The sequence below is a fragment of the Streptomyces flavofungini genome (assembly GCF_041028215.1).
Classification (GTDB): domain Bacteria; phylum Actinomycetota; class Actinomycetes; order Streptomycetales; family Streptomycetaceae; genus Streptomyces; species Streptomyces flavofungini_B.
Map to the genome: position 1 here is coordinate 1 of NZ_JASKYR010000061.1, position 18,498 is coordinate 18,498.

The following is an 18,498-nucleotide window of genomic DNA, read 5'->3' on the forward strand; positions in this document are numbered from 1 at the left end:
GACAGGAACCACCCGGGCTCACCCGGAGCCCCCCGGAGCACCGAGCGAGGCAGAAGCAGAGGCAGCAGCCCTGCGAGCCAGCAGGGTAGTGGAGCGGCCGTCCAGGTACGGCAGTACCACCGCCTGCCCGCCCCACTCCCGAAGGGCCTCCGCCTCGGGCAGATCCTGCACGGAGTAGTCGCCGCCCTTGACCCATACGTCGGGCCGCAGCTTCGCGAGGAGACCCTGCGGGGTGTCCTCGTCGAAGACCGCCACCGCGTCGACGCTGCCCAGCGCCTCCAGGACGCGGACCCGGTCGGCCTCGCGGTTGAGGGGACGGCCGGGACCCTTGCGCCGGGTCAGGGACGCGTCGGAGTTGAGGCAGACGATCAGGCAGTCGCCGATGCGGCGGGCGCTCTCCAGGAGGCCGACGTGCCCGGCGTGCAGCAGGTCGAAGCAGCCGCCGGTCGCCACGACCGTGCCGCCCCGCGCCCGTACCCGCTCGGCGAGGGTGAAGGCGTCGGTGCCCTCGGTCTCCTCCACAGGTGCCGCGGGCGTCGTCCGCCACAGGCCCGGGTTGGTCGCGCCGCCCGCCGACACGAAGGCGGCGGCCTCGGCGACGGCCCGCTGGAGCGCCTCCTCCGGCAGCGCGCCGTCGGCCAGCGCCGCCGCCGTGGTCGCGGCGAAGCAGTCCCCGGCGCCGCACGGGTCGCCGGTGGCGCGGTAGGGCGCGGGGACGAGCATCGGCGTACCCGTACCGGGACGGGCGAGCAGCACGCCCCGGTCGCCCAGGGTCACGGCGACACCGGAGACCCGCCAGCGGTCGGCGAGCTCCGTGCCCCGGCGCGCGTAGGCCCGCAGCGTCTCGTCGGCGCCGCCGCACAGGGCCCGGGTCTCCGCCGCGTTGGGGGTGACGAGCCGCGCTCCGGGCACGGGATCGTCGCCCCGCGGATGCGGGTCCCAGACGAGGGGCGTACGGGGGGTGACGGCGGCCAGTTGGTCCCGTACCGCGCTCGCGGTGTGCCGTCCGTAGTCGGCGACGAGGACCGCGTGCGCCCCGGCCAGCGCGTCGCGCACCGCGGCGTCGGGCTCGCCCGGGGTGCCGCCGCCCCGGTCGAAGCGCACCAGGGGCCGCCCGGAGGCGATGACGCGGGTCTTGACGGGCAGGGTGCCGTCCAGCGGCAGCTCCACTAGCCGCACCCGGCCCCGGAGTTCGCGGCGCACGGCCTCGCTCGCGGGGTCGTCGCCGAGCGCGGTCACCAGGGTCACCTCTCGGCCGCCGCGCGCGGCGAGGGCGGCGGCGAGACCGGCCCCGCCGGGGTGGCGCCGGTCGACGGTGACGTCGACGACGGGGGCGCAGGCGTCCGGTGAGAGCCGGGTGGCGACGCCCTCGATGTCCTCGTCGAGCAGGACGTCGCCGACGACGACGAGCGGCCTGGGGCCGGTCCTCCTCCTCATGACACCCTCCCTTCGACGGGGAACACGGCGGGCGCGGCACCGCGCGCCAGGGCCTCGGCGGGTTCGGCGAGCGCCGCGTCGAAGGCCTCGCAGAGCAGGTGGACGGCGACGAGGTGGGCCTCCTGCACGGTCGCCGTGGTGTCGCCCGCGACGCTCAGATGGTCGTGCGCGGCATCGACGAGCGGATTGGGTCCGGGCCCGGTGAGCGCCCACACGCGCAGCCCGGCGGCCCGGCCCGCGACGGCCGCGGTGATGAGGTTGGCGCTGCGGCCCGATGTGGAGAGCAGCAGCAGGATGTCCCCGGGTCTGCCGTGGGCGGCGACCTGGCGCGCGTACACGTGCTCGAACCCGTAGTCGTTGCCGATGGCGGTCATGCTTGAGGTCTCGGCGTGCAGCGAGATCGCCGAGTACGCGGTCCTCTCCCGCTGGTAGCGGCCGACCAGTTCGGCGGTCAGATGCTGCGCCTGGGCGGCGCTCCCGCCGTTGCCCGCGGCGAGCAGGCGGCCCCCGGCGGGCAGGGCGGCGGCCAGCAGGCCGCCCCACTCCGCGATGCGGCCGAGGCCGTCGCGGCGCAGCCGGACGATGGCCCGCTCCAGGGAGCGGCAGTGCAGATGTGCGGCGTCGAGTGCGGAGAATTCGCTCATGCTGTTCGGGCGTGCCGTGTCCACGGGGGACGGCGGCGGGCCCGCACCTCCTTCGGATGGTCCGCTGCTGCTCCGGACCGCTGGTGTGCCGAACCGCTGGTCTTCCGGGCCGCCGCTCCCGGCGGCCGGAGGGGGTCGTGCCTCACATCGCGCCCACGCCGGTCACGACGGGCCGCGCGTCGAGCACTTCGCAGTAGGCGGCCTCGGTGGCGGCGGCGACCCGGGGCCACCCGTACCGGCGCAGGGTCCTGCGGCGGGCCGCCTCGCCGCCCGCCGCGCGGCCCGCCGGGTCGGCGAGGAGTTCGGCGACGGCACGGGCGAGCGCCCCGGGGTCGCCGGGCGGCACCAGGCGCCCGGTGGCGGGGTCGGCGACGGTGTCGAGCTGGCCGCCGACCGCGCTGGCGACGACCGGCCTGCCGCAGGCCATGGCCTCCAGCGGGACGATGCCGAACGGCTCGTAGTCGGCGGGGCACAGCACCACGTCGGCGGCGCGCAGCAGCGGCGGCACGTCGGTGCTCGGCACACCGCCGGTGAAGCGGACCCGGTCGGCGACGCCCGCCTCGCGGGCGAGGGCGCGCAGCCTGCGCACCTCGGGGTCCCGGTCGAGCCGGTCGGCGGGCGGCCCGCCCGCCACCACCAGTTCGGTGTCGGGCAGCAGGGCGAGCGCGGCGATGGAGACGGCCGCGCCCTTGCGCGGGACGAGCCGTCCGAGCTGGAGCAGTTGATGGGGCAGGGGGCCGCGTTCGGCGGCCGGGCCGCGCGGTGTGAACAGGTCGGTGTCGACTCCGCAGGGCACGATGCCGACCTTGGCCGCCGGTATGCCCATCCGGCCCAGTTCGGCGACCTCGTCACGGCAGGTGGCGATGACGCGGTGGCAGCCGTGGCCCACCTCCGTCTCCAGGGCGATCCGGCGGGGCGGGCTGGGGTCGGCCTGCCGCTGGTGGCGCCGCTTCACCGTGCCGAGGGCGTGGTACGTGTGCAGCAGCGGCAGGCCGAGTTCGCGGGTCGCCCGGAGCGAGGCGAGCCCGGACATCCAGAAGTGCGAGTGCACCAGGTCGGGCGGGCGGTGCCGCCAGCCTCGCGCCATGTGCTGCCCGAAGTCGTCCATGTGGGGCAGGAGTTCGTCCTTGGGTATCGGTTCGGGCGGTCCCGCGGGCACGTGGTGCACCTCGACGCCGTCGCGCAGCGCCACCCGGTCGGGCAGGTCGCGGGCGTCGCGCCGGGTGTAGACGGTGACCCGGTGGCCCCGGTCGGCGAGGGCGCCCGCGAGGCAGGCGACGTGCACGTTCTGTCCGCCCGCGTCCACGCCGCCGAGGGCGGCGAGCGGGCTCGCGTGCTCCGAGACGAGGGCGATGGAGAGTGCCCCGGGGGGGCCGCCGGGGGCGAAGGGGTCCAGGAATGAGGTCATGAGCGGGCCTCCGTCAGCACGCGCTCCCAGTCGGCGAGGAAACGCTTGAGTCCGTACCGGTCGAGCGCCGCCTGGCGGGCGCGGGCGCCGTCCTCCGCCGCCGCGTCCGGTTCCTCCAGGTAGTGCCTGGCCGCCCGCGCGAGGACCTCGGGGCGGGTGGAGACGATGCCGGTGCCCGGCACGACGGCCTCGCTCGCCTCCGTGGTGGCGAGCGCGACGACGGGCATGCCCAGGTGCATGGCCTCAAGGAGGGACAGGCCGAGCGAGGTCCAGCGCACCGGGTGCAGATACAGGCGGCGCCGCGCGAGCGCCGCGTGGAGTACGCTCTGCGGCAGGTCGGCGGCACGGCAGCGGTCCTCCGCGAGGCCGAGGTGGGCCGCGAGGCCATCGGTGCGCATGCCGAAGACGTCGAGGGGCGCCGCCTCGCTCAGGGCGGGCAGCAGGTCGGTCCCCGTGTGACGGCCGCGTCGGACGGGGTCGTTGACGACGACGGCGGCCCACGCGAGGTCCCCGGTGTACTGGTGTCCCGGGTCGACGATGCCGTGCTCGATGACCTCGGTGCGCGTACCGCCGTTGTCCCAGAAGAGCCGGTTGAAGTGGGTGACGTGGACGAGTGTGAGGTCGTCGCGGTCCGCGTACGGGTGCCGGGTGTCCGGCACGTCGCCGTCCGGTGTGTTGTGCTCCAGGTAGACGGCGGGCACGTCGCGGCCGGGCCGCCGCCCGCCGAGCCAGCGTTCGGCGAGGGCGCTCTCGTGCGGGCGCTGGAGGACGACCAGGTCCACCTCGGCGTCGCGCAGCCGCTCGGGGGTGATCTCACGCACCGAGTCGGGCCAGGCGAAGGTGCGGGCGCGGCCGAGCCCGTCCGGTCCGCGGTCCGGTGTGACGGGAACGAGGTAGGTGTGGGGCCCCTGCACGAACGCGGTCGTCCAGGAGCCGTGCACGTGCCACAGCAGGATGTTCATACGGTCGCTCCTCGTTCCGGTTCCGGCGCGTGGCCGGGTCCGGTCGGTGGGTGGGACAGGGCGTCGGCCGGGTCCGGACGGTCCCCGGTCGCGGGGCCCGCGAGCATGGCCACGGCGGCGAGCACCTCGGCGTCGCCGACCCCGTCGAGACAGGGGTGTCCGCGCAGCGGGCACTCGCGTGCCCTGCTGTCCGCGCACCGCTCGCGCTGGTCGCCGAGGAGCACATGCCGTACGCCGTACGGGCCCCAGCGCTCGGCGGGCACCACGGGGGCGAACAGGCTGGCCACGGGGGTGCCCACGGCGGCGGCCAGATGTCCTGGCCCGGTGTTGCCGACCACCGCGACCCGCGCCCCGGCGAGCACGCCCGCCAGGTGCCGCAGGTCGGTGGCTCCGCCGAGGTCGAGGCCGTGCCGTCCGGCGACGAGCGCGGTCAGTCCGCGCTCCGCCGGGCCCCCGGTGACGACCACCCGGTGGCCGTCGAAGGCGAGCGCCGCCACGGCGCGCCGCGCCCGTTCGGGGCTCCAGGCGCGGGCGGGCACGGCGGCTCCGGGGTGGACCACCACGTACGGTTCGGGTCCTGTGAGGCCGGTGGTGTCGGGGGGCGCCGTCACGCGCAGGGCCCCGCCGTCGCCGGGCGGCAGTGCGAAGCCCGCGGCGCGGGCGAGGTCGAGGGCCGCCGCCGCCTCGTGGCGCCGGGGGGCCCTGTGGTGGCGCAGGTCGAGGAGGCCGCCGGGATAGTCCTCGCTGTCCGCGGCCGTCCAGCCGACCCCGGCGAGCTTGAGGAGGAGGGCCACGGGCAGCGGGCTCTGGTGGTACGAGACGAGGATCAGGGCCCGGTCGAAGCGGCGGGCGGCCACCGCGTCGAGCACCTGCCGTGTCGCGTCGCGGGTCACCGGCGCCGGGTCGAGGCCGACCCAGGGGGCGTCGTAGACCAGGACGTCGTCCACGCCGGGCAGCAGTCGGCCCGCGTCGGCGCCCTGCGGCCCGCAGAGCAGCGCCGTGTACGCGGACCCGGCCGCCGCCGCGCGCACGGCGGGCCCGGCGAGCAGCACGTCACCGGCGCTGTCGAGACGGACGACGAGCGTACGCGGAAGGGATGCGTCACCATCGCTCACAGCCGCTCCCCCTCCCCCTGCCGCGGGCCGGAAGTCCGGCCGTCCAGGACCAGGCCCACGGCCGTGCGCAGGTCGGTGGCGACGGTGTCGGCGGCGGTGATCTCCGCCGCGCGGGTGACCGGGGTGGGCACGAGCACGCCACGGGCCCCGGCGGCGCGGGCCGCCCGCACGTCGGCGCCGATGTCGCCGATGACGACGGCGCGGGTGGCGGGCACACCGAGCCGTGCGCACGCGGCGATGACGAGGCCCGGCTCCGGTTTGCGGCAGTGGCAGCCGTCGCCGGGGCCGTGCGGGCAGATCGCCCAGACGGAGAACGGGCCGAGGAGTTCCTCCACGCGCCGCCGCACCGCGTCGACCTGGGCGCGCGACAGCAGGCCGCGCGCGACGCCCGACTGGTTGCTGACGACGCCGACCGGGACGCCCGCCGCGCGCACCGCGTCCACGGCGTCGCGGGCGCCCGGCATGAGCCGTACCCGCGCGGGGTCGCCGTTGTAGGGCACGTCCACGACGAGGGTGGCGTCGCGGTCGAAGAGGACGGCGCCGGGCAGGCCCCGCAGGCCCGCTCCGCGCGGCGGCCGGGGGCCGTCGATGAGCCAGGGCCCGTCGGGGGTCTCGGCGATGGCGGTGGCGGAGCGGGTCCCGGGCCGCCCGGCGGGGTGCCGGTTCATCGGCCGGCCCGTTCCTCGGTGAGCGGCCTGAGCGGTACGCCCGGTGGCCGTGGCGCACCGGCCGTACGGCGGTCCAGGGGCTCCGCCCGCCGGTGCGCGAGCTGGCCGCGCAGCCAGTGCCAGGTGGCGGCGGGCGGGATGAGGGCACTGGTCACGGCCATGGCGACCACCTCATCGCGGTGGCGGGGGCCCGGCAGGATGCGGGCCAGGGCGAACTCGGCGGTACCGGCGAGCCACCCGGCGGCGCAGACGGTGGCGAGGGCGGGCCTGCGCAGCGCGGCGCAGGCCAGGGCGCCGACGGCGGCGCCGGTCACCGCGAGGTGCCGGGGCAGCCTGCCGCGCGGCGCTGCGGCGCGCGCCCACCAGCCGGGACCGTGCAGCCGGGTCATGAGCACGTCGTCGGCGTTGCCCCGTTGCAGCCGCACCGAGATCCAGCGTCCCGCCGGACGCACCGGATGGGCGGTGCGGCGCGCCCCCCGGGCCACCGTCCAGCCCTCGGCGAGCACCCGCAGGGCGAGGTCGGCGTCCTCGCGGAAGGCGCGCCGGAACCGCTCGTCGAAGCCCCGGACGGCTTCGAGCGCCGTACGGCGGTAGGCCATGTCGGCGGTGATCCACCGGGCGGTGGCGAGCCCGGCGGTGTTGCGTTCCCAGTCCGTGGGCCTGCGGTCCGCGGGGAGCGGCACGTCGATGCGGGCGGTGACGGCGCCGTTGGCGGGGGTGGCCGCGGCGAGGTCGAGGGCGAGGTCGTCGCACCAGGTGGGCCCCGGCACCACGTCGTCGTCGAGGAAGACGATCCAGGGCACCCCCAGGGCCGCGCGCCAGCCGGTGTTCCGGGCGGCGGCGGGTCCGCGCGCCCTGCCGGGCACCACGGAGGTGACCGGGCGCAGCGCGGCGGGGACGTCGGCGGGCAGCGGCGTCGCGCCGTGGGCGTGCGGGCGGTCGTCGACGAGGATCACGCACTCCGGCTTGGGCCCGGTCGCCGCGGCGAGGGCGCGCAGGGTCGCGTTCAGGCTGGGCCGTCCGAGCGTGGGGATCACCACGGCGTACGTGCCCTCGGTGGCGGCGTCGGGCCGCTCGCGCGCGGTCATCGGACACCGCCTTCCTCGTCGGCGCGGAAGAGGTCCTGGCGGCGGATCGCGTACGGGCCGATGGCCAGGAGGTCGACGGGCGAGGAGCCGAAGCACTCAAGGGCGTCGCGCGGGTCGTCCACCATGGGGCGGCCCGCGGTGTTCAGGCTGGTGTTGACCACGACCGGCAGTCCGGTGAGCTTCTCGAACGCGCCGAGCATCCGGGCGACCAGCGGCTCGCGCGCCGGGTCGACGGTCTGGATGCGGGCCGTCCCGTCCACGTGCACGACGGCCGGGATGCGCTCGCGCCAGGGCTCGGCCACGTCGTGCACGAAGAGCATGTACGGGCTGGGCAGCGGTCCGTCGAAGATCTCCGCCGCGCGCTCGGCGAGCACCATCGGGGCGACCGGGCGGAACTGTTCGCGGCCCTTGACGTCGTTGAGGCGCTCCAGGTTGCCCGCGTGGCCGGGGTGGGCCATCAGCGAGCGGTGCCCGAGGGCGCGCGGGCCGTATTCGGAGCGGCCCTGGAACCAGGCGACGATCCGGTTGTCCGCGAGGGCGCGCGCCACGGTCTCCGCGATGTCGGCGGGCCGTTCGAAGCTGACGGCGGCCGTCTTCAGCCAGGCGCCGAGTTCGGCGTCGGTCCAGTCGCGGCCGAGGTCGGCGCCGGTCATGGGCTCGGGCTCGACGCCGCCGCCCGCGGTGAGCAGCAGCGCGCCGCCGAGTGCCGTGCCCGCGTCACCGGCGGCGGGCTGCACCCACACCTGGGAGAAGGGGCCCTCCCTGGCGATCCGGGAGTTGGCGACGCAGTTGAGGGCGACGCCGCCCGCGAGGGTGAGCACGCTGTGGTGGGTCTTGCCGTGCAGCCAGCGCGCCAGGTCGAGCAGGGTCTCCTCCAGTACGGCCTGGGCGCTGGCGGCGACGTCCGCGTGGGCCTGGGTCCATGGCTCGTCGGCGCCGCGCGGCGGGCAGAGTTCGTGCCAGGGCACCGCCGTGGCGCGGAAGCCGCCGTCGCCGGTGGGGTACACGTGCTCGCGCAGCTCGGGGAGCATGCGCGGGGTGCCGTGCGAGGCGAGGGCCATGACCTTGAACTCGTCGGAGGAGCGGAGGAATCCGAGGTGCCCGGTGAGTTCCTCGTAGACGAGGCCGAGGGAGTGCGGCAGGTCCTGCGCGTACAGCGGTTCGAGGTCGTTGCCGACGCGGCGGGCGGCGAGGTGCGAGGCACGCTCGCCGCGCCCGTCGAGCACGAGCACCGAGGAGTCCTCGGCGCCGGGTGCTGCGAAGGCGCTGGAGGCGGCGTGCGCCATGTGGTGCGGTACGAACCGGACGATGTCCGGGTCGAGTCCCGGCAACGCGGCCTTGAGGAAGCCGGGTGCCTCGCGGGCGTAGGTCTGGCGCAGGTGGTCCCAGGGGTCGTCGAGCCCCATCGACTCGGCGGGCCGTGCGAGCCCCGGGTCGTAGGAGTAGGCGACGGCGTCGAGGTCCTGCGGGCGCAGACCGGCCCTGCTCAGACACCAGGCGGCGGCCTGTTCGGGCAGTTCCCAGGCCGAGAACGGCACGGGACGCTTGCCGTGCTTGCGCCGGGAGAAGCGCTCCTCCTCGGCGGCGGCGACGGTGCGGCCGTCGATCACGAGGGCGGCGGCGGGGTCGTGGAAGAGGGCGTTGATTCCGAGGATGCGCATGGGAGATCCGGACTTCCTTCGGCGGTCCTTGGCATGCGCCCGGACGCGGGCACACACGCGACCGCGGGACGGGGAACATGACCAAGCTGGGTCAGGGCCGGGGGCGGGCCCTCACTGGTTGCGCGCCTCGGCGCGGAACCAGTCGATCGTGCGCCGGAGGCCTTCCGGCGCGTCGACGCCCGGCTCCCACTGGAGCTTGTCGCGGGCCAGGGTGATGTCCGGGCAGCGGACGGCCGGATCGTCCGTCGGGCGGTCGATGAAGCGGATCTCCGAGCGCGAACCGGCGAGGTCGATGATGAGCCGCGCGAGGTCCAGCATGGTGATCTCGGTGGGGTTGCCGATGTTGACCGGGCCCCGCATGCCGTGGGCGGCGGCCGCGAGGATGCCGCGGACGGTGTCGTCGACGTAGCAGAGGGAGCGGGTCTGGTTCCCGTCTCCGGTGACGGTCAGGGGCTCGCCGTCCAGGGCCTGGCGCACGAAGGTGGGGACGGCGCGTCCGTCGTGGCCGCGCATGCGGGGGCCGTAGGTGTTGAAGAGCCGCACGATGCCGGTGTCGGTGCCCTCGGCCTCGGCGTGTGCCGTGGTCAGGGCCTCGCCGAAGCGCTTGGCCTCGTCGTACACGCTGCGCGGTCCCACGGGGTTCACATGGCCCCAGTACCGCTCGTCCTGCGGGTTCTGCTGGGGGTCGCCGTAGACCTCGGACGTCGAGGCCAGCAGGAAGCGGGCGCCGGTGCGGTGGGCGAGCCGGAGCGCGTTGCGGGTGCCGAGGCTGCCGGTCTCCAGCGTGTGCAGGGGCAGCCGCAGATAGTCGGCGGGCGAGGCCGGAGAGGCGAAGTGGAGGACGAGGTCGGGCGGGCGGTCGACGCCGAGTCCCTCGGTGACGTTGGCCTGTATGAGGTGGAAGCCGGGGCGGTCCAGGAGCGGCGCGAGGTTCTCCGGCCGTCCGGTGCTGAAGTCGTCCACGCAGGTGACGTCGGTGCCCGCGGCCAGCAGGGCGGCGCACAGGTGGGAGCCGACGAAGCCGCCTCCGCCGGTGACGACGGCGTGTTCCCAGGTCCCTGACGAAGCTGTGGTCATCCAGATCTCCTCCGTACGCGGGGACGGAGCATCTGGTGTGCTGCCGGCCACCGGTCGCCGGCGTCGCGTGGGCGCGAGCCGGGTTCTCGACCAGCCTCCGCGACCCGGCCGGGGGCGGCTTGGTGGTGTACGGCATCCGGGTGATCAGCGGAGCGTGACGAGAGGGGTTCCGCGCAGGTCACCGGTGGTTTCGGCGGCGGGTTGGGGGTGATGGGTCAGCCGAGGCCGCCGCTGCCGAAGCTGCCGCCGCCGCTGCTCTTCCTGTGGTCCTCGGGGTCCTGCGACTCGCTGGGGTGGCTGCTGCAGTTGCCGTATCCCCCCTGGATCTCGTGCGGGAGGCGACGGCGGCCGTCCTGCGGCATCTCGTTCGCCTCGCGGAACTCCTGCTCCTCCCTGACCGGGCCGTCGTACGGGCGCTTCGGGTTGTCCTCGGGGTGCGGCGTGGCGACCTGCTTGGCCTGGGCGCGGCGCCCGAAGAAGAAGGCGCTCAGCAGAACGCCGACCACGACGAGGCCGGCGATCCACATGAGCAGGTGTGTGGTGGATGAGGCTGCGATGTCCATGGTTTCCATACAAGGGTTGTACCCCCCTCGCCCGAAAAATCCCTGTTGTAGCCCCTTTGACCCCGTCGTACGGGGGTCAGACCTGGCGAGGAAGCCGTAGGGCGGATATCCGTGGAGCGTGCCCGCGCCGGGCACGGTGAACCAGCGCCGCGAGGGCGGCTGCCCCGGCTGGACTGGCGCCCCCATGACGCTCGCGATGTCCGGCTGCTCGGTGACGTACGGCACGGCGACGCCGGTCACCAGCGCCTGACGCGGTCCGACCGCACCGCGTACGGGCTTTCGCACGTATCGGGTGTCGAACACCCGGCCCATGTCGAACAGTTCCGGCCCACCCGCTTCGAATGCACACGCCCGGCACGTCTCCCCCATGGCCGGATCACCGTTCGGCGGCGGAAAACATACGGCGTCGACACCGCCGGGCAGACGCCGAAAGCGCATCCCCGGACGCAGCCGGAAAATTGGCAGGAAACGCCTTGCGCCGCACCATGACCCGTCGGGGCCCTGGCGCGTCCACACTTTTGCCGTGCACATGCCGCAGGCACGGTGTCCGAAAACCTCGGACCGGATACGGAACCCCCGATACCCATGGGTGCGCGTGTGACTCGGGGTGGTTGACGGCTCATCAGAAGGAGCGCAACTTTTTTCGGTCAGACCCCGGAGTTTCGATTTATCCCCCGATCAGCAACGCCTACGGTGTTCGCCGTGGGGGCAGGCACTGACCATGCCGGAGGGACCGCTGCCGCGCAGAGTTCTCGGAGGGGGAATCCCGTACGTACGGCGTGTAACGCGTCGCGTGCGGAAGGGCGTCGCGGTCCGGATCGACCACCCGGGCCACGGCGTCTCCTCGACGCTGCCGCATGCCCTCCCCCCATACGTCGGGCACCACGGGGAATTCCAAAAAGAGGGGGGACCCTAGTGACGGAATCTCGGGCGAGTGACCCCGGATCGGAACCGAGCGGCTTACTGCTCGAAGCGTTTGACCCGCAATTGTTCAGGGAGAACTCGGAAACCGCCCTCGCCAAACTGGAGAAACACCTGTCGGACATCTCGATCAGGGGGCTTGAACTGATCGACCCGCAGCAGTTGACACAGGCCGCGAGGGCCCTGATGACGGCCGAGCACGACGCCGTCGCCGCCTTCGACGAGGAGCGGCTCGCCTCGATCATCGACCTGTACATCAGGACGGGCATTCAGGTGCAGTCGCCCGGCTACATGGGGCGGCAGTTCTCCGGAGTGGTGCCGCTCGCCGGCGTCATCGACTTCGTCAGCTCCATGGTCAGCCAGCCCGCGTCCTTCTACGAGGCGGGCCAGCTTCCCAGCGCCGTGGAGCGGATCATGGCGGAGGAGCTGAACCGCTTCATCGGCTACGACCCCGGCCGCTTCACCATGGTGACCACGTCGGGCGGCTCGCTGGCCAACCTGACGGCGCTGCTCGCGGCGCGGAACGAGAAGCTGCCCGGCTACTGGTCACAGGGCGCGTCGGCCGTGCGCGGCCAGCCGCGGCCCGCCATCGCCGTGGGCGCCGACGTGCACTACAGCGTGGCACGGGCGGCCGGTGTGCTCGGCATCGGCGACGCCCAGCTGGTGCGCCTGCCGCTCAACAAGCAGCAGCAGATCAGCGTGGGCGAGGTGCGCGCGACCCTGGAGGCGGCCGAGCGGCAGAACCTGAAGGTGTTCTGCATGGTGGCCTCGGCGGGCGGCACGTCGGTCGGCGCCTTCGACCCGATCGACGAACTCGCCGCCATCGCCGAGGAGCGGGACCTCTGGCTGCACATCGACGGCGCGCACGGTGCGAGCCTGCTCGTCTCCGACGCACTCCGCGACAAGCTGCGGGGCATCGCGAGGGCGGACTCCCTGGCCTGGGACGCGCACAAGATGATGTTCGTCCCCGCGCCCTGCACGATGCTGTTCTACAAGAACAGGGAAACGGCCCTTTCGGCCTTCCGGCAGAAGGCGAGTTACGTCTTCGAGGAAGAGCAGGACATTTACACCGCCTTCGACAGCGGGCCCAAGAACTTCGAGTGCACGAAGCGCCCGATGATCATGACTCTCTGGGCGCTGTGGGCCATTTACGGCAGGTCACTTTTCGCGGAGAAGATCGAGTATCTGTGCGGCCTGACCGGCGAGGCGTACGAGATCCTGCGGGCCGACCCCGACTTCGAGACACCGCATCGTCCGGAAGCGAACATTCTCTGCTTCCGATATCACCCCGCGGGTTACGGGGGAGCGTCCGGAAAGAAACTCGACAAGAAGGCTCTGCACCACCTCCAGGTCGCCATAAGGAACCGCGTCAAGAGCGAGGGAAACTTCTTCATCTCGAAGGTGGACATCGACGGTGCGGCCGCCCTGAGGGTGGTCATGATGAATCACCAGATCACCGCCGAGCACTTCAGGATGCTGCTCTCCGAAATCAAGCGGACGGGCCGGGAGCTGATCGAGAGCGACGAGAGCGAAGAGGGAACCGGAAAAGCCTAGAGAGGACGGATGTTGAGTACATCGCACGCTCCACAGGTAACGCGCGTTCCACCGGCGGCCCCCGCCCCGAGCGGGGCCCGTGAACTGGCCGAATGGCTCATCCCCGATGGGGAATTGCGCCCGGAGTCCATCGAGGCCGTGACCGTCCTTCCCTCGTTCGCGAGCAAGATGCGGGAATGCGAACGGGTCTGCCAGACCCCGTACAGCGAAATCACCCATGAGGTCCAGGACGCCCTCGTCCTGCGCAGGCTCCAGCAGATGGTCAACACGGCGCTGCTCAACCCGCTCTGGCGGGAGCGGCTGCGCGGCGCGGGCATCACCCGCGCGCCGCTCACCTACGGCGAGTGGCAGCGCGTCCCGCTGTCCGACAAGGACGTCCAGCGCGACTTCTTCATGGACGACCGGCCCGGCATGGTGGTGCCGCTCACCCGCGGCGACTTCGAGATCGTGGCGAGCGGCGGCACCAGCGGCGGACGGCCCCTCGAAGTCGTCTACGCCCTGCGGGAGCTGCGCGACACCTACGAGATCGCGGGCCGCTTCATGGGGGCCTACCAGCTCGCGCCGCATCTCGCGGGCGCCGACCCGAAGTGGCTGTTCACCACGCTGGCCGACTACCAGATGTGGAGCAGCGGCACGATGGTCGGCGGGGTGCTCCAGCAGGTGCCGGGCGTCAACTACGTGGGGGCGGGGCCCGTCACCGCCCCGGTCCTTGAGCACATGTTCTCGTACCACGGCCCCAAGGCCCTGATGGGGATCTCCGCGGGCATCGCGATCCTCGCCGATCTCGGCGCGGGCATGCGCCAGGAGTACCGGGACAGCTTCCGGGTCGCGCTGTACGGCAGCGGCGTCCTGCCGCAGCGCAAGCGCGTGGAGCTCAAGGCGCTGTACCCGAACCTGTCGATCCTCAGCTACTTCGCCGCCACCCAGGCGGAGACCATCGGCCTCCAGCTGGACGCGGAGTCGCCCTGCCTGTCCGCCGTCCCGGGGCTGCACTTCATCGAGATCGTCGACGAGGACGGGCGCCAGGTGGCCGAGGGCGAGGAGGGCGAGCTCGTCGTCACGCGGCTGCACGCGCACGAGACCCCGCTGCTGCGCCTGAAGCTGGGCGACCGGATGATCAACCGGCCGCGCACCACCGGGCCCGGCCTGCGGACCAGGCAGTTCGAGTTCGCCGGACGTACCGGCGACGTGCTGCACATCAACGACAGCCAGTACTCGGCCGTGCGCGCGTACGACCTGCTCCGCGACGAGCTGCGGGCCGCCGAGGTGGTCGATCTGGACGCGGTGGCGCACGACGTGCAGTTCATCAACCACCGCGAGGCGAAGCGCATCCAGCTCCTCGCCTCCGTCGACGACGTGCTCGGCCTGACCTACCGGACCGACACGGTGCTCGGGCCCTACGGCCTCCAGCAGCTCTTCGTGAACGCCCTGCCGCGCGCCCTCTCGCTCTTCAACCACGGGGAGGCGAACGCCGCGTCGTTCGAGGCGACCGGCTACACCTTCCAGCTCACGTTCGTGCCGAGGCTGTCCGCCGAGATCGAGCGGACCGCCGTCGGGAAGGTCCCGCTGGTGCGGGACCGCGGCTAGGCGCGGGGCCCCGCGCACCATCACCACGTGCGAGGACAGGAGTGGAATGAAATCGCAGGTGAACATCATCGCCGTCGTGGACGTCATAGGAGCGCTGTCGATCAGGGGGCTGCACGACGGCAACCTCTGCATGGTGGACGACGGTCCGTTCGACAGCACGCACCAGGGGACGCCGGACCTCGTCACCATCGTCAAGCCGGGACAGGTCGTCTCCTGGACCGCGCTGGCCGTGGACCTCCAGACACCGGTCGAGATCAAGAACATCTCGTTCATGCCGTCGAGGAGCAGCAACGGCGGCGCCTCGCAGCACACCCAGGGCCAGCCCGCGTACGGCCAGCAGGGCTACGGGCAGCAGGCGTACGGGCGGCAGAGTCACGGCCAGCAGGGCTACGGACAGCAGGCGTACGGGCAGCAGCAGGCCCAGCCCGGCCGGCAGGCGCAGGGCGGCGGCGAGGACACCGCGGGCGAGAAGCTCGACCTCGACGTGTGGACCGGCGTGGTGCCGCACTGGATGACCCCGGGCGTCCCCTACCAGTACCGCATCGAGTTCCAGATGTACGAGGGCGCCCACAGTGTCATGCACGTCGAGACGCCCGCGCTGATGTGCCAGTAGCGGCCGCTCCGACCACGGCCGTGCCGGGAACGACGACGAAGGCGGAATCATGCCCCAACAGTTGGCGATCATCGTGCTCGTGGACGTCGGCAACGCGCTGGCGACCAGCACCCTCGAAGGCAACACCTACCTGTTCGACAACATGAAGCTGCACGGCTCCGAGAACCAGGGAACCGGCGAGCTGGTGACCGCGATCCACGGCTCCTACTGGCGCGACGGCTCCCAGGCCAGCGAGCAGGTGCTCAACTGGCTCCCGTACAGCCTCGGTTCCATCCCGCCGACCGTGCCCCGCGGCTACGAGGTCGAGCGGGCGCGGCAGAGCGACGAGCAGGCCCTGGCCGAGCTCCAGGACCTCGCGAACAAGTCCTCGGTGGCCGGCACGGACGCGGCGGCCGAGCTGAGCCGCATCCGCAGGAAGACCGGTACGCGCGTCAAGACCACGCGGCACACCCGCGGCAGGCTCTCCGGCCAGAAGATCCTGGACGTCACGGGCCAGGTCGCCACCGATGACGGCACGGCCGCGTACAGCTATCCGGCCCCCGTGATCACCGACATCTACGGCGAGGCGGTCGACTCCAAGATCATGTACCCGGCGGAGTACGGCTCGCCGGACATGGTGACCGACGGCTGGTACTGGTCGGCGACGGTCGACACCTCCCGGCCCGGCACGTACTCGTACATGATGCGCGTCCAGCTCCACAAGCTGACGCAGGTCAACGGCGAACAGCGCTGGGAAGCCGTGAACCTGACATGTCCCTCGGCACTGAAGATCTCCTCGGAGCCGCGGCGCAACGCGTTCACCAAAGCGGGCATCGGCCCGCTGCCGATCCCGGCCACGCCCCCCGGCCGGAGCGCCTGAAGACCCCAGCGGACCAGGAGGAACGGATGACGACCAAGCCCAAGCCGCGGGAGAGCGCCGTCAAGCGGCCCATCTCCATCACCGCCGTCGTGGACGCCGTGGGAGCGCTGGCGGCCGGGAACACCGACGGCCACCTGTACATGTACGACACCAACCTCTCGGGCGGCTCCACCGGATTCGGCACCGAGGAGCTGCGGACCAAGGCCAAGCGCGGCGACGTGCTGCTGTGGAACTGTCTGGCGCTCGAGTGCGAGGCGTTCGTCAGCATCGAGAACATCGTGATCGACCCCGAGATCTGCGAGCCGGAGCGGAAGGTGTACCCCGGCACGGACGTCTCGTACTGGACCGGGACCGTCAAGAAGACGGACACCCAGCCGATCACGTACCAGATCACCTTCAGGCTGGGTACACGCGACGAGCCGCTCACCGCGACCCTGTCGTCGTCCCTCGTCGGCTAGGTGCCTGACCAGCCATGACCGCGTACGCGAAGGAGGAGCGGTGAGCACCAGCACACAGACGGGCGCGCAGGAGTCGGGCGCACAGCAGAAGCAGAACCCCGGTCAGCTCAACTCGGTCCAGCTCAACATCGTCACGTTGATCAATATGGAGCGGGCGACGGAGACGGGTTCGCTGAGCGACTCGATGTACATGATGGACAACAGCGTCGGCGGCAAGGGGCAGGGCACGTCGTCCCTGGAGACGGTCTGCAAGCAGGGCCAGGTCCTCAACTGGATCGTGCGCCCCATCGACATGGAGAAGCGCCCGGACGGCACCTGGCCGCCCATGCCGAAGATCAACAACATCGTCTTCCTCGACACCGAGCTGGGTGACGAGGAGGACGTGTCGGAGCGCAGGATCTTCAACGAACTGAAGATCTACGGGATGCCGGACCGCATGCGCGACAAGTTCACGCCCGTCTACTACTACTGGGCCGGCACGGTCATGAGCACCGCAAGGCCGGGCCTGTACCGCTACCGGCTCGTCATGGAGCTGGAGCAGGAGGGCAAGAAGGAGCGGCTCTATCTGAACTCCGCGATCCACCCCTCGATCAGGGTGCTCGCGGTCTGAGACCAGCCGCTCCGGCAGGCGGGGACACCGCTATAAACTCGGTGTATACATCATATGTATAGTGGCCGCATGTCCCCATCGAACACGCCTGCTACTTCCAAGATGAAGGCGCGGCCCAAAAGGTTGCGTCGCACCGCCCCCGTCCTCGCGGCGGGGGCGGCCCTGGCCCTCGCGCTGACCGGGTGCACCAGGCTGGAGACGGTGTCGCCCAGCTCCGTGCGCAAGGCCGCCGCGGACGCCAAGGCCGCTGACCAGGCGCGATTCGGTACGGTCGACTGCCGCAAGGCGAAGTGTGTGGCGCTGACCTTCGACGCGGGGCCGAGCGGGAACACCCCGCGGCTGCTGAAGATACTCAAGCGGGAGAAGGTGCCCGCCACCTTCTTCACGCTCGGCAGGAACCACATCGAGAAGTACCCCGAGCTGGTGAAGCAGATGGCCGCCGAGGGGCACGAGGTCGCGAGCCACACCTGGTCGCACAAGATCCTGACGAAGATCGACAAGGCCGAGGCACGCAGGGAGCTGGAGCGCCCCAACGAGGCGATAGAGAAGCTCATCGGCAGGAAGCCGACGCTGATGCGTCCGCCGCAGGGCCGCACCAACGACGACGTCAACAAGCTCTCCAAGGAGCTGGGTCTCGCGGAGATCCTGTGGACCGTCACCGCCAAGGACTACACGACCGACGACTCCGAGCTGATCACGAAGCGGGTCATCGACCAGACCAAGCGGGACGGCATCATCCTGCTGCACGACATCTACAAGGGCACCGTCCCCGCCGTGCCCGGCGTCATCACCGAGCTGAAGAAGCGCGGCTACGTCTTCGTGACGGTCCCCCAGCTCCTCGCCCCCGGCAAGGCCGAGCCGGGCAAGGTCTACCGCTAGGTCGCGTCGGAGGGGACGTACGGCCCGGGGCCTGGCAGGCTCTCAGGGTGGCTCTCTTCAGGTTCGCCAGGCACACGTCCCTGCCCGCCGCCGACGCATGGCGCGCGCTGACCGAGTGGGAGCGGCACGGCGAGTCCGTACCGTTCACCCGCGTCACGGTCCGCACCCCGCCGCCGACCGGCGTCGGCACGGTGTTCGTCGCCCGTACGGCGCTCGGCCCCGCCGGTTTCGACGACCCGATGGAGGTCGTCGACTGGCAGCCGCCGGGGGATGCCGTGCCGGGGCGGTGCAGGCTGGAGAGGGGGGGGGGGGGGGGGGGGGGGGGGGGGGGGGGGGGGGGGGGGGGGGGGCGCATGGCGCGCGCTGACCGAGTGGGAGCGGCACGGCGAGTCCG

At 72.6% G+C, this 18,498-nt stretch carries 18 protein-coding genes and 1 pseudogene; 9 read left to right on the forward strand and 10 right to left on the reverse strand.

Annotated features, from left to right (window positions below):
* Window positions 1-18 precede the first annotated feature (18 nt).
* The 10 genes from rfaE2 to AB8Z36_RS06925 all read right to left on the reverse strand — a co-directional run bounded on the left by rfaE2 (window position 19) and on the right by AB8Z36_RS06925 (window position 10,623).
* A complete protein-coding gene (gene rfaE2, locus AB8Z36_RS06880; RefSeq protein ID WP_369212290.1) occupies window positions 19-1,437 on the reverse strand; it encodes a D-glycero-beta-D-manno-heptose 1-phosphate adenylyltransferase in 1,419 nt (472 codons plus the stop codon).
* Window positions 1,434-2,081 carry a D-sedoheptulose-7-phosphate isomerase gene (locus tag AB8Z36_RS06885; protein WP_369212291.1) on the reverse strand — a complete coding sequence of 216 codons (648 nt, stop codon included), beginning with the start codon at window positions 2,079-2,081 and terminating at the stop codon, window positions 1,434-1,436. Before AB8Z36_RS06885 ends, rfaE2 begins: the two co-directional genes overlap by 4 nt.
* 142 nt (window positions 2,082-2,223) lie before the next feature.
* On the reverse strand, window positions 2,224-3,489 hold the full coding sequence (locus AB8Z36_RS06890) for a glycosyltransferase (protein ID WP_369212292.1): 1,266 nt from the start codon (window positions 3,487-3,489) through the stop codon (window positions 2,224-2,226).
* Window positions 3,486-4,451: a glycosyltransferase gene (locus tag AB8Z36_RS06895; protein ID WP_369212293.1), complete on the reverse strand. Its 966-nt coding sequence runs from the start codon at window positions 4,449-4,451 to the stop codon at window positions 3,486-3,488. Before AB8Z36_RS06895 ends, AB8Z36_RS06890 begins: the two co-directional genes overlap by 4 nt.
* Window positions 4,448-5,566, reverse strand: a complete 1,119-nt coding sequence (locus AB8Z36_RS06900; RefSeq protein WP_369212294.1) for a glycosyltransferase family 9 protein — start codon at window positions 5,564-5,566, stop codon at window positions 4,448-4,450. Before AB8Z36_RS06900 ends, AB8Z36_RS06895 begins: the two co-directional genes overlap by 4 nt.
* Window positions 5,563-6,234, reverse strand: a complete 672-nt coding sequence (locus tag AB8Z36_RS06905; protein WP_369212295.1) for a D-glycero-alpha-D-manno-heptose-1,7-bisphosphate 7-phosphatase — start codon at window positions 6,232-6,234, stop codon at window positions 5,563-5,565. The genes AB8Z36_RS06900 and AB8Z36_RS06905 overlap by 4 nt, the downstream gene beginning before the upstream one ends.
* Window positions 6,231-7,322 (reverse strand): glycosyltransferase family 2 protein, encoded by a 1,092-nt coding sequence (locus AB8Z36_RS06910; RefSeq protein WP_369212296.1) that lies wholly within the window; start codon window positions 7,320-7,322, stop codon window positions 6,231-6,233. Before AB8Z36_RS06910 ends, AB8Z36_RS06905 begins: the two co-directional genes overlap by 4 nt.
* Window positions 7,319-8,983, reverse strand: a complete 1,665-nt coding sequence (locus AB8Z36_RS06915; RefSeq protein WP_369212297.1) for a carbamoyltransferase family protein — start codon at window positions 8,981-8,983, stop codon at window positions 7,319-7,321. The genes AB8Z36_RS06910 and AB8Z36_RS06915 overlap by 4 nt, the downstream gene beginning before the upstream one ends.
* Window positions 8,984-9,094: 111 nt before the next feature.
* A complete protein-coding gene (locus tag AB8Z36_RS06920) occupies window positions 9,095-10,060 on the reverse strand; it encodes an NAD-dependent epimerase/dehydratase family protein (protein ID WP_369212298.1) in 966 nt (321 codons plus the stop codon).
* Window positions 10,061-10,275: 215 nt separating this feature from the next.
* A complete protein-coding gene (locus tag AB8Z36_RS06925) occupies window positions 10,276-10,623 on the reverse strand; it encodes a DUF6479 family protein (protein ID WP_369212299.1) in 348 nt (115 codons plus the stop codon).
* 118 nt (window positions 10,624-10,741) lie between these two features.
* On the opposite strand from AB8Z36_RS06925, the gene AB8Z36_RS06930 reads away from it, so the two are divergent.
* The 9 genes and pseudogenes from AB8Z36_RS06930 to AB8Z36_RS06970 all read left to right on the forward strand — a co-directional run.
* Window positions 10,742-10,873, forward strand: a complete 132-nt coding sequence (locus AB8Z36_RS06930) for a hypothetical protein (protein ID WP_369212300.1) — start codon at window positions 10,742-10,744, stop codon at window positions 10,871-10,873.
* Window positions 10,874-11,610: 737 nt separating this feature from the next.
* Window positions 11,611-13,098 carry a pyridoxal phosphate-dependent decarboxylase family protein gene (locus AB8Z36_RS06935; protein ID WP_369212301.1) on the forward strand — a complete coding sequence of 496 codons (1,488 nt, stop codon included), beginning with the start codon at window positions 11,611-11,613 and terminating at the stop codon, window positions 13,096-13,098.
* 138 nt (window positions 13,099-13,236) lie between these two features.
* Entirely contained in the window at window positions 13,237-14,685 is a 1,449-nt protein-coding gene (locus AB8Z36_RS06940) for a hypothetical protein (RefSeq protein WP_369212302.1), read from the forward strand.
* A gap of 46 nt (window positions 14,686-14,731) precedes the next feature.
* Window positions 14,732-15,298, forward strand: coding sequence for a hypothetical protein (locus AB8Z36_RS06945; protein ID WP_369212303.1), 567 nt, complete (start codon window positions 14,732-14,734; stop codon window positions 15,296-15,298).
* Between the two features lie 49 nt (window positions 15,299-15,347).
* Window positions 15,348-16,157, forward strand: coding sequence for a hypothetical protein (locus AB8Z36_RS06950; RefSeq protein ID WP_369212304.1), 810 nt, complete (start codon window positions 15,348-15,350; stop codon window positions 16,155-16,157).
* 26 nt (window positions 16,158-16,183) lie between these two features.
* Window positions 16,184-16,615, forward strand: coding sequence for a hypothetical protein (locus tag AB8Z36_RS06955; RefSeq protein WP_369212305.1), 432 nt, complete (start codon window positions 16,184-16,186; stop codon window positions 16,613-16,615).
* Window positions 16,616-16,655: 40 nt separating this feature from the next.
* Window positions 16,656-17,225: a hypothetical protein gene (locus AB8Z36_RS06960; RefSeq protein WP_369212306.1), complete on the forward strand. Its 570-nt coding sequence runs from the start codon at window positions 16,656-16,658 to the stop codon at window positions 17,223-17,225.
* Window positions 17,226-17,327: 102 nt separating this feature from the next.
* Window positions 17,328-18,104 carry a polysaccharide deacetylase family protein gene (locus AB8Z36_RS06965; RefSeq protein ID WP_369212307.1) on the forward strand — a complete coding sequence of 259 codons (777 nt, stop codon included), beginning with the start codon at window positions 17,328-17,330 and terminating at the stop codon, window positions 18,102-18,104.
* Between the two features lie 47 nt (window positions 18,105-18,151).
* Window positions 18,152-18,498 (forward strand): annotated as a pseudogene (locus AB8Z36_RS06970) (hypothetical protein); the annotation flags it as partial.

What these genes read in the sequence shown, in the direction of transcription:
- AB8Z36_RS06905 (WP_369212295.1), bottom strand. Translation starts at nt 6,234, where the DNA reads ATGAACCGGCACCCCGCCGGGCGGCCCGGGACCCGCTCCGCCACCGCC.
- AB8Z36_RS06910 (WP_369212296.1), bottom strand. Translation starts at nt 7,322, where the DNA reads ATGACCGCGCGCGAGCGGCCCGACGCCGCCACCGAGGGCACGTACGCC.
- AB8Z36_RS06965 (WP_369212307.1), top strand. Translation starts at nt 17,328, where the DNA reads ATGAAGGCGCGGCCCAAAAGGTTGCGTCGCACCGCCCCCGTCCTCGCG.
- AB8Z36_RS06955 (WP_369212305.1), top strand. Translation starts at nt 16,184, where the DNA reads ATGACGACCAAGCCCAAGCCGCGGGAGAGCGCCGTCAAGCGGCCCATC.
- AB8Z36_RS06925 (WP_369212299.1), bottom strand. Translation starts at nt 10,623, where the DNA reads ATGGACATCGCAGCCTCATCCACCACACACCTGCTCATGTGGATCGCC.
- AB8Z36_RS06920 (WP_369212298.1), bottom strand. Translation starts at nt 10,060, where the DNA reads ATGACCACAGCTTCGTCAGGGACCTGGGAACACGCCGTCGTCACCGGC.
- AB8Z36_RS06950 (WP_369212304.1), top strand. Translation starts at nt 15,348, where the DNA reads ATGCCCCAACAGTTGGCGATCATCGTGCTCGTGGACGTCGGCAACGCG.
- AB8Z36_RS06890 (WP_369212292.1), bottom strand. Translation starts at nt 3,489, where the DNA reads ATGACCTCATTCCTGGACCCCTTCGCCCCCGGCGGCCCCCCCGGGGCA.
- AB8Z36_RS06915 (WP_369212297.1), bottom strand. Translation starts at nt 8,983, where the DNA reads ATGCGCATCCTCGGAATCAACGCCCTCTTCCACGACCCCGCCGCCGCC.
- AB8Z36_RS06885 (WP_369212291.1), bottom strand. Translation starts at nt 2,081, where the DNA reads ATGAGCGAATTCTCCGCACTCGACGCCGCACATCTGCACTGCCGCTCC.
- AB8Z36_RS06895 (WP_369212293.1), bottom strand. Translation starts at nt 4,451, where the DNA reads ATGAACATCCTGCTGTGGCACGTGCACGGCTCCTGGACGACCGCGTTC.
- AB8Z36_RS06945 (WP_369212303.1), top strand. Translation starts at nt 14,732, where the DNA reads ATGAAATCGCAGGTGAACATCATCGCCGTCGTGGACGTCATAGGAGCG.
- rfaE2 (WP_369212290.1), bottom strand. Translation starts at nt 1,437, where the DNA reads ATGAGGAGGAGGACCGGCCCCAGGCCGCTCGTCGTCGTCGGCGACGTC.